12 protein-coding genes are annotated in these 9,648 nt (G+C 49.8%); 2 read left to right on the top strand and 10 right to left on the bottom strand.

What is annotated here, in order from left to right; genetic code table 11:
• Together QVO97_RS02190 and QVO97_RS02185 are read right to left on the bottom strand one after the other, a co-directional pair.
• On the bottom strand, positions 1-1,017 hold a 1,017-nt coding region (locus tag QVO97_RS02190; protein WP_369678369.1), incomplete at its 3' end, for a pseudouridine synthase.
• On the bottom strand, positions 1,017-2,543 hold the full coding sequence (locus QVO97_RS02185; protein WP_022358778.1) for an RsmB/NOP family class I SAM-dependent RNA methyltransferase: 1,527 nt from the start codon (positions 2,541-2,543) through the stop codon (positions 1,017-1,019). The genes QVO97_RS02185 and QVO97_RS02190, both read right to left, overlap by 1 nt.
• A gap of 414 nt (positions 2,544-2,957) precedes the next feature.
• On the opposite strand from QVO97_RS02185, the gene QVO97_RS02180 reads away from it, so the two are divergent.
• Positions 2,958-3,740, top strand: coding sequence for a nucleoside recognition protein (locus tag QVO97_RS02180; RefSeq protein ID WP_288188677.1), 783 nt, complete (start codon positions 2,958-2,960; stop codon positions 3,738-3,740).
• Here the strand turns inward: QVO97_RS02180 and QVO97_RS02175 are convergent.
• Genes QVO97_RS02175 through rsmD form a run of 3 tightly spaced genes read right to left on the bottom strand, consistent with a single transcriptional unit; the run spans position 3,706 to position 5,413 of the window.
• Positions 3,706-4,323, bottom strand: coding sequence for a hypothetical protein (locus tag QVO97_RS02175; protein ID WP_022358776.1), 618 nt, complete (start codon positions 4,321-4,323; stop codon positions 3,706-3,708). The genes QVO97_RS02180 and QVO97_RS02175 overlap by 35 nt on opposite strands.
• Before the next feature lie 11 nt (positions 4,324-4,334).
• On the bottom strand, positions 4,335-4,838 hold the full coding sequence (gene coaD / locus QVO97_RS02170; RefSeq protein ID WP_022358775.1) for a pantetheine-phosphate adenylyltransferase: 504 nt from the start codon (positions 4,836-4,838) through the stop codon (positions 4,335-4,337).
• A gap of 20 nt (positions 4,839-4,858) precedes the next feature.
• On the bottom strand, positions 4,859-5,413 hold the full coding sequence (rsmD, locus tag QVO97_RS02165; RefSeq protein ID WP_022358774.1) for a 16S rRNA (guanine(966)-N(2))-methyltransferase RsmD: 555 nt from the start codon (positions 5,411-5,413) through the stop codon (positions 4,859-4,861).
• 315 nt (positions 5,414-5,728) lie between these two features.
• On the opposite strand from rsmD, the gene QVO97_RS02160 reads away from it, so the two are divergent.
• Positions 5,729-5,938 carry an alpha/beta-type small acid-soluble spore protein gene (locus QVO97_RS02160; protein WP_022358773.1) on the top strand — a complete coding sequence of 70 codons (210 nt, stop codon included), beginning with the start codon at positions 5,729-5,731 and terminating at the stop codon, positions 5,936-5,938.
• Between the two features lie 155 nt (positions 5,939-6,093).
• Here the strand turns inward: QVO97_RS02160 and pgeF are convergent, their stop codons facing one another.
• Genes pgeF through lepB form a run of 5 tightly spaced genes read right to left on the bottom strand, consistent with a single transcriptional unit; the run spans position 6,094 to position 9,580 of the window.
• Positions 6,094-7,017 (bottom strand): peptidoglycan editing factor PgeF, encoded by a 924-nt coding sequence (gene pgeF / locus QVO97_RS02155; RefSeq protein ID WP_369678368.1) that lies wholly within the window; start codon positions 7,015-7,017, stop codon positions 6,094-6,096.
• Positions 7,018-7,054: 37 nt separating this feature from the next.
• On the bottom strand, positions 7,055-7,441 hold the full coding sequence (locus QVO97_RS02150) for a YraN family protein (protein ID WP_022358771.1): 387 nt from the start codon (positions 7,439-7,441) through the stop codon (positions 7,055-7,057).
• Between the two features lie 15 nt (positions 7,442-7,456).
• Complete coding sequence (locus QVO97_RS02145; RefSeq protein WP_022358770.1) at positions 7,457-8,128, bottom strand: ribonuclease HII; 672 nt, start codon at positions 8,126-8,128, stop codon at positions 7,457-7,459.
• Between the two features lie 6 nt (positions 8,129-8,134).
• Positions 8,135-9,010 (bottom strand): ribosome biogenesis GTPase YlqF, encoded by an 876-nt coding sequence (ylqF, locus tag QVO97_RS02140; protein ID WP_022358769.1) that lies wholly within the window; start codon positions 9,008-9,010, stop codon positions 8,135-8,137.
• Between the two features lie 24 nt (positions 9,011-9,034).
• Positions 9,035-9,580 (bottom strand): signal peptidase I, encoded by a 546-nt coding sequence (lepB, locus tag QVO97_RS02135; protein WP_022358768.1) that lies wholly within the window; start codon positions 9,578-9,580, stop codon positions 9,035-9,037.
• Positions 9,581-9,648: the final 68 nt, after the last annotated feature.

Here is a 9,648-nt window from a genome sequence, read left to right as displayed (position 1 = left end):
CAGTGTCATCGGCAGCTGGAAACGCTCTTTAAAATAGATTGCTGTCTCGGAAAAACTCATGCCCTCAATCACCTTCTGGAGATCCTCCGGACAGTCATAGCCGTAACGCTTTAAAAATTCCACGTCGATCGCTTTCCACATCCACATGGAATCGACCAGGGTGCCGTCGAGATCGAAGAGGACGGCGTCTACTGTGTTCCAGTTGATTTCAGGAGGTGTGTTATTTGGGGTGTCTGACAAATTTTCGTCATTCGATACACAATTTTGTGAGGTTAGCGTTCTTTCTTTTAACGCTCTAATTTCATCTTCCGTCAGCGCCCGGTACTCTCCCGTCGCCAGTGCCTCATCCAGGGCAAGCGGTCCCATCGAAAGGCGTTTCAGGTAAATGACTTCGCCGCCCTCTGCCTCAAACATCCGCTTTACCTGATGAAATTTTCCTTCATGGATGGTCAGGCGTGCCTCGCAGAGGTCTTCTCCTGCATCGTTCCATTTTTTCTCGATCACAAGCTCTGCCGGCCGTACCGGTGTGCCATCCGTCAGCGTCAGTCCCGCCTGAAAGCGCGCTTCGATTCCTTCTTTCAGTGTTCCCTTTACGCGTGCAAAATAGACCTTATCCACGTGTTTTTTCGGTGCCAGAAGCTCATGCGCCAGCGCACCGTCGTTTGTGATGAGAAGCAGTCCTTCCGTATCAATATCGAGGCGTCCGACCGGGAAGAGGTCTTTTCGCTTTGCTTCATCAATAAGATCAAGGACAGTCTGATAGCGCCCGTCTTCCGTTGCGGAAACGACGCCCTGCGGTTTATTTAACATATAATATTCCGTGTCTGCCCAGCCAACCGGCTGTCCATCCAGTGTAACCCGGGTTTCGTCCGGGAATATTTTCCGGTCAGACTCGCGGCAGACGGTTCCATCGACCAGAACCCGCCCTTTGCGGATCATCTCTTTTACCTGACTGCGCGTTCCCTGCTTCATCTCTGCCAGGAAGCGGTCTAAACGTATACTTTTACCTTGTCCCATCACTGCCACCTCCATCCGGGATTGTATTTATTTTTAAGCTGACCGCCCCGTTTCTGCGCCCAGCCAAGCGGAAATCCATCCACACAGATTAGTACAAGACCATCTGCTGCTTCTTCCTCTGCGGCTGTCAATGTCTCGCCCTTTAAATAGCGGATCGTGCGCTCATCCGAGGCATTAAAATTTAAGTAATTTACAAATTCCTGCATCCGCAGGTTCATTGCCAGCGCCTGGGATGGTTCAAACCGCCCTTTTTTCAGTTCTCCGAGCAGAAGTCCGGTACGCAGACAGCGGAGCGGCTTAAAATAGCGTGTATTGTCGCCTGCCAGCGCTGCCGGGAGGTAATAGATGCGCTCGCTGTCACGGTAGAATTGCTCCGGATTCCAGGTTCTTACCGGAAGCTGGCGCAGAAGCTCAAACAGGGGAGAAAAATCCTCGGAGGTCTGGTTTTGCGCCACGTTTTTTCCCTTTCCAAACGTTTTCCCTTTCGCTTTTCCGGAAGCCATCTGTCTGGACTTACCGTCTTCCGCCACACGGCACAACCGCGCTTCTATTTCCTCTAGCAAAAGTGGATCGCTCAATGCTTTCTCATCGGCATTTTCCAAATCCTTGACATTTGCGTCTGTTTTCTCCGTCCGCTTCTCCAACAGCGCAAGAAAATGTCCTTCGCCCTCCAGACGGTGCGGAAACAATCTCAGACAGCCCTCAATGCCACGGCTTCCCTCAAAACCATATTCCGGTTTCTGCGGCACGACCGCCATCTGCGGATATTTCTCCAGAATATACTCGATCGTTCCCTCGTCCTCGTCCCTGTCAAAGGTACAGGTCGAATAAACCAGTTTCCCGCCCGGCGCAAGCATCTGCACGGCACAGTCGAGAATCTGGCGCTGCAGCGGCGCATAATAATCGGGACCTTTTTCGTTCCAGCTCTTTACCATCGACGGATCGCGGCGGAACATACCTTCGCCGGAGCACGGCGCATCGACCAGAATCTTATCAAAAAACTCTGGCAGGATGCCAGCCATTTTTTCCGGTGCCTCGCTCGTTACACAGATATTTCCCGCTCCGAACATTTCCAGATTTTTAAGAAGCGCTTTTGCGCGCGAATTGCTGATATCATTGGAAAACAGGACACCTGTACCGGCTAATTTCGCCGCCAGTTCCGTACTTTTACCGCCCGGTGCCGCGCACAAATCCAGAACCCGGTCGCCCGGCTTGATCGGCAGCCATGCCGCCGGTGACATCGCACTCGGTTCCTGCAAATAGTAGAGTCCCGCGTAGTACCACGGATGCCTGGATGGGCGTTCGCCCTGATAATAAAAACCGTTCTTCGTCCACGGCACTGGTTTCAAATTCCAGTCCGCCGTCTGTGCCATGTCTAAAAACTGTTCCGGTGTCAGCCTGCCCGTGTTGACGCGCAGCCCTGAACGCGGCTCTTCCTCATACGAAGCCAGGTACTCCGGGTATTCCTCCCCCAGAAATTGTTTCATTTTTTCAAGAAATTCTTCCGGCAGTTCTCGGTAATCCAATCGTTTTCCTCCTGTTTTTGTCTATTGCTCTGTATATCCATTTATAATCGTGATTCGAAAGACTTTTTCTTCGCGCTCATTCGTTCTTTCTTTGTTCGGTATGCCGGTTTTCAGGCTTCCAAAAGGAATGAGCCATTTTCTGTCTACATATATATAATCTATCTTTATATTACTTTTTAATGATAGAAAGGCGCTCCCATGCCATATATAAAAAAAATAGTATCCGCCCTGTTCCCAGCACTTATCCTGTCGCTTCTGCTCTCGCATCCGCGTCTCTCTGCGGATGGGGCACAGAAAGGACTTCTTTTATGGTTCAATACGGTCTTTCCGACGTTATTTCCCTTTATGCTCTTCTCAAAGCTTTTAGCTGAACACGGCGGCGTCCGGCTGCTTCTAGCGCCATTTCACCCGGTTTTGAAACATCTTGGGATGTCTGTCTACAGCGGCTATGCCCTGCTTGCCGGGCTGCTCTGCGGTTACCCGATGGGAATGAAAACTGCCGCCGATTTTAACCGGAAATCGCTGCTTTCGGCACATGAAAAACGGCTTCTGACCGCCATCAGCGCTTCGCCAAGCCCCATGTTTATCGCCGGATATGCTGCACCTAGGCTGAACCCGGCAGTTCCGTCAAACTATCTGGTTCTGGCACTATATACGCCGCTTTTATTGGTTGGAAGTCTCCTATGCATTTATAATAAAGTAACTTCTTTTCCCCTTCAAAACCGATCTTTTTCGAAAGAAACCGGCTCTGTCAAGCCCGCCCGCACAAAATCCACATCCGTCTCCGTTCCCGCTTCCTTCGACACCATCCTGATGGACTGCATCGAACTGCAGGTCCGCATCGGCGGTTTGATCATGCTGTATTCGATCCTCGCTGCCTTTGCCGACGCCTTCTGTTCCGGCCCGCTGCGTCTGGTTCTGATCGGGACGGCTGAAATGACAACCGGCATCGATGCGATCGCCCGTTCTGGTGCCATATTCAGTATCCCGGTTCAATCCGGCGCGATGGCGGCATGTGCTGCGTTCGGCGGGTTATCCGGGATCGCCCAGACAAATTCAGTCATACGGGACAGCCGAAAAGACAGAGAAAAAAATGCCGGACTTTCCATCCGGCATTATGTACTGTGGAAACTGGTTCACGCCAGTCTCTCGTTCGTTCTCTTTATTCTGCTGCTTCGCCGGATGCCGCCTGTGTAGCGGCCGCTGCTGCCTCGGCGCCTGTGTTCTCCTCCGGCTCGGTCACGACACTGCCAGCCAGCTCATTGCGGTTGGAAGATACGACATCATAGCTGGACTGCATCGAACTCATGTAAGACTCGAAACGGCTCTGCGCGCCCTCCATCGAATGCTTGATGATGGTCTGCAGGCTGCGGAGCATGTCGTCCGTGTACTGAACGGAACCCTGGCGGATATTGTTTGCCTCTGTGACAGCGTTGTCCACGATCTGCTGTGCCTGTGCATTTGCCTGCTCAATAATGCTGTTTGCTTCTGCATATGCACGTTGCATGATCTCATGCTCATTAACCAGCTCATTGGTCTGGGCGGTCGCCTCGGCTACCATCGCGTCTGCCTGGGAACGTGCCTCCTGCAGAATCGCATCCTGGTTGCTGATGATCTTCTGATATTTCTTGATCTCCTCCGGAATGCGAAGACGCAGTTCCACGAGCAGTTCTTCAATCTCTTCTTTATTTACTAAAATCTTCGTGTTGGACAGCGGCTGAAACTTGCAGCTGTCGATATAATCTTCAATTTCTGTGATGATCTGTTCAATTCTGCTCATAGCTTTTCTCCTTACTTACATTCCCTGTCTTCCTGAAGCGCCTGGTATTTCTCCTGTACTTGTTTTGCAATGACCGGATCGAGAAATTCGGAAATGTCTCCGCCGTACATCGCAACCTCTTTTGCCATACTGGAACTTAAATACGCGTATTTAAGGTTCGTTGTCAGAAACAGGGTATCTATTTCGGGTGCAATCACCCGGTTCATCTGCGCGAGCTGCAGCTCATATTCGAAATCCGTGATCGCACGCAGACCACGCACGATGACCTTTGCGTGATTCTGGCGCATGAAATCGACCAGAAGTCCGTCAAACGACTGCACCTCCACGTTAGGAATGTCTTTTGTCACTTCCTCTAACATCTTAACACGTTCTTCGACAGAAAACAACGGAGATTTTGCGTTATTACACAAAACTCCCACGATGACCTGATCAAAAATTTCGGAGGATCGCTTTATAATATCAAAATGTCCGAGCGTCACCGGATCAAAGCTGCCCGGATAAATGGCTGTTTTCATCTTTTTTTCTCCTTTGGTATTCAAGCTTTTCGGATAAACAGATGTTTATTCGTCTTATATATCTTCTCTTTTTCGAGATGGTATCCCAGTTCTGAAAGGTAGCTGCACCCGGTCTCTTTCGATGCCTCTGTGATGATCATCGTATGTTCATCTGCCAGGGACGAATGCGCCAGATAAGTAAGCACTTCTTTCTCCCAGAGATGGTTGTACGGAGGATCCATAAAAATGAAATCAAACGCACTCTTCCGGTTTTCTATCCGTTTCAATGCATCCGAAATATCACAGTTTAACAGCGTCGCCTTATCCGCCAGGCGGGCCGCTTTCAGATTGTCACGGATGCAGTCCGCCGCTTTCGGATTCTTCTCCACAAAAACAGCTTCTTTTGCCCCGCGGCTTAAAGCCTCGATCCCGATCGCCCCGCTTCCGCTGAATAAATCGAGAAATGTGCATCCATAGATATCATTCTGAATCATATTAAAAAGAGTTTCTTTGATACGGTCCGTCGTCGGTCTCGTATCCATTCCCTCGATCGTCTTTAAAGTAAGCCTTCTGGCACTTCCTGCTATTACCCGCATGGATTTTTCTCCATCTTACTAGAAATATTAATGTATTTTGAACTGCAACCGTAAAATTCACCAAACAGTTTGCGTATTTTTTAACACTACATCTGTTCTATTATAGTATGAGTTTTACTGATATACAAGCATAAAATCGGATCAATACTAACTTTTTTCCCTACATTGTGGGAGTTTTGCCCCAAAATGTCAATTTGCACAAAACCTTCTAGTGTATTTCACTTTTAAGATCCGCATACTGAGAATGTAACAAAAAGAGACACCCGGACAAACGAAAGTTTGAAGGGGGCACACGCAAAAAAGGAGGCGTCTGTTATGTCTAGTTCCAACAACACTAACAAAACCAATGTACCGGAAGCCAAGGAAGCGATGAACCGCTTTAAGATGGAGGTTGCCAATGAGATTGGCGTTCCGTTAAGCGAGGGCTACAATGGTAACCTGACCTCCGCACAGGCTGGTTCCGTCGGCGGCTATATGGTCAAAAAGATGATTGAGGAACAGGAAAAAAAGATGGCTGGTAAATAAGGCATCGTAGGGCTCTTCTGAATCTTCGCTGAAACGGCGAAAAAAACGGCAGCAGCATGATTGACAAAACCGGACTTGAACGACCGATTTTCAATCATGCTGCTGTTCTTTTCTGCAAAACATTCATTCACTTGTTTGACAGACAGATTGTATACTTACTTTAGCGATAAAAATGCCGCCAGATTCCCCCTCTTATCTCCCATCACGCGGTGTGAATATAAAAGATCCGGATTGCATTTCGTACATACATTCGTCACAGCCAGATGCTCCGGTAAAATTCCGGCATCCAGGAGCACCAGGCGGTTCGCGCCCCAGAGGTCAAGCTGGTACTTGCCATTCCCCTTATTCATGAGAATCGATTTCCCATTCCAGGAATAACAGGATGTTGAATCATCCTGACTGATTTCTGCTCCAAATTCTTCTTTAAATGCGTCTGCCACATCCTCACTGACCTCATAACAGTCCCGGCAGATGCTCGGTCCGATGCAGACGCGCAGATCCTCCGGCTTCGTGCCGAACGCCTCTCCCATCGCCTCGATCGTTTTCTGTCCCATCCGGTGAACGGTTCCCTTCCAGCCGGAATGCGACAGTCCGATCGCACGATGCACCGGATCTACAAAATATAATGGTACACAGTCCGCAAAAAATGTAACCAGCGTCAGCCCCGGCACGTTTGTGATAAGCCCGTCGATGTTTTCATAATCGCGTTCCCGCCAGATTCCTTTTCCAGCGTCCGCTTCCGTAACAAGACGGATATTCGTCGTGTGCGTCTGATGGCTGAGCACCATCTTTGACACATCCATTCCCAGAATCCACGCCATTTTCCGGTAATTTTCAAGCACATCGTCCCGGTTGTCGCCGCGCGTCAGCGAAAAGTTCATCGTACTGAAATACCCCTTGCTCGCTCCGCCAAGCCGGGTAGAAAATGCGTGGCGCACCATCCTGGTCTGCTCTAAGAGCGGGAAGGTAAAATAAGCCACTCCGTTTGATTCATGAAGGGTAATTGGTGCCGGATGAACTGTTTTTTGTATATAGGTAAGCGCCATGATTGTCACATCCTTTTTCTGTCTCTTGCTCAAATCTGATTGTGCAGTTTTTGAATTCTCTCATTTGTAATTATCCGCACCAGAACGCGTCCCGAATTAATCTCACGTTACTGCCAAGCACCGCCACCACATCAAACCGGCACGGCGTGTCCTCGGAAATATGATAACGCGTCATATAATACCGGGCGGTACGAAGAATCCGCGCCTGCTTGCGGGCATCCACTGCCTCCGCCGGATCGCCTTCGTGTTCATCGCGGCGGTATTTGACCTCGATAAAAACCAGGTAGTCTCTATCTCTTGCGATAATATCAATTTCACCCTGGCGACAGCGGAAATTCCGGCAGAGAATCTGATAACCGTGCCGGGTGAGATATTCACACGCCAGGGTTTCATATTCAGTTCCGATGGCACGGCGGTTGAATGAATTTCCATGAAGATGAACGTTTCTTTCTCCCATTCAGCTCCCTTTCTGTTATTTCATCCCCTGCATCGCGGCTTCCTCGCCCAGCAGCTTCTTCAAAAAGGTTCTCCGGTGGATCGGGCATGGCCCATAGGTTAAAATTGCCTCGTTATGCATCTTGGTTCCGTATCCTTTATGCTTCGCAAACCCGTATTCCGGATAGATTTTATCGTACTCCATCATCATATGATCCCTCGTCACTTTTGCCAGGATACTGGCTGCCGCGATCGAGACACTTTTTGCATCGCCCTTGATAATCTTAATCTGCTTTTCCTCCGAAATCCCCGGAATGATGACCGCGTCATTTAAAAAGATATCCGGCTCCTGCGGAAGCTGTGCGACTGCCTGACGCATCGCTTCATAGGTCGCCTGCAAAATATTGATGGAATCGATCACCTCCGGGCTTACAATTCCAATTCCGTAGGCAGCTGCCTTTTCTTTGATTTCCAGAAACAATTCTTCCCGGCATTTTTCCGACAATTTTTTGGAATCGTTCAGCCGCAGAATCGTACAGTCTTTCGGAAGTACCGCGACCGCCGCCACCACCGGACCGGCTAATGGACCTCTGCCCGCCTCATCAATGCCGCAGACGATCCCTGCTTTTTCGTACTGATGTTCATACGCGCGCATTCCTTCGAGACGCGCCAGTTCTGCTTCCAGTTTTTCTCCTGTTAGTTTTCTCATGTTTTCCTATACCTCCGGCACTTCCAGCGTCACGCGCCCCAGTTTGCCGCTGCGGAAGTCATCTAATAGGAAGCCAGCCGCTTTTTTCGTATCCAACTCGCTGCCCTTTAAAAGACAGGAACGTGCTCTTGCGATTTCACGCAGAATTTCCCAGGCTTTTTTTGTATCTTCGCCGTCCCCAGCCGTATTCTCAACCAGCGTCACACCATACCGCTCTTCCAGGCGCTTTCCGTAACGTCCGGACATATTTTTGATCAGCTCGGCTGCCAGCTCTTCCTTATCCAGAATCTCATCGTTGATCGAGCCGATAAATGCAAGACACAGTCCCACATTCGGATCTTCAAATTTCGGCCAGAGGATTCCCGGCGTATCGAGAAGTTCCAGTGTCTTATTTAAGCGGATCCACTGGTTTCCCTTGGTAACACCCGGTTTATTTCCAGTCTTGGCGCAGGCTTTTCCGGCAAAGGAATTGATAAAGGTCGATTTTCCGACATTCGGAATGCCGACTACCATCGTCCGCACCGGGCGGTTTTTGATACCGCGGCGGCGGTCACGCTCAATTTTCTCCTTGCATGCCTCCTGTACCAGCGGCTGGATCTGCTTCATTCCCATGCCGCTGCGCGCGTTGATGCGGAGTGCATGGATGCCCTGCTCCTTAAACCATGCGATCCAGCGCTCTGTACAGCCGTCGTCCGCCAGATCCGCCTTATTTAAAAGGACAATCCGTCCCTTTCCCTTCGCAAGCTCATCAATATCCGGGTTGCGGCTGCCGAGCGGCACGCGCGCATCCACCAGCTCAATCACCAGATCGATCAGCTTGATATCTTCCTTCATGGCTCTTTTTGCCTTTGTCATATGTCCAGGGTACCATTGTATCTGCATGAAATTTTCTTCCTTTCTTAGAACCTATCTCGACGAAATCAACCCAAACCGGCTAACCGGCTGGATCCGCAGCCAGACCTTTCCTTTGATCTGCCGGAACTTCACATTTCCCACATTGGAAAAGCGGCTGTCCTCACTGCCGGAGCGGTTGTCACCCAGCAGAAAATATTCGTTTTTATCCAGACTAATCGGATATTCCGCCAGTCCAGCCAGAGCCGCCTTACCCAAGTCGTTCGGGGCGTCTAATTTTTCATTATTAATGTAAATATAACCGTCCTTGATCTGCACCGTCTCACCTGGCAGTCCAATGACGCGTTTTATATTGTAATTTCCCGTTTCTTTTTCAAATACGATAATGTCATAGCGCTTTGGGCGCATCACGCGGTAACTCAAGCGGTTCATCAGAACCTTTTCGTTCTGCGACAACACCGGTTCCATTGATTGACCGCTCACCCGTATCTGCGTCCCCATCGCAAACACGGCGAACCACGCGATCGAAATTACCACCGCGATATCCACGATCCATCCAACCACCAGACGGATGCGGTTCCTATCCTCTTTCAGCTCCATATGTCACTCCCTCTCTATCCGTTCCCCATGAATGAATCATCGCTCATGTCGCAAGCGACCGCGCTCGG

Origin of the sequence: Clostridium sp. CAG:43 (assembly GCF_000434655.1) — a bacterium.
Classification (GTDB): Bacteria; Bacillota; Clostridia; order Lachnospirales; family Lachnospiraceae; genus Otoolea; species Otoolea fessa.
Note: the sequence above shows the minus strand (reverse complement) of the source record. Positions and strands in the feature narration are given on the sequence as shown.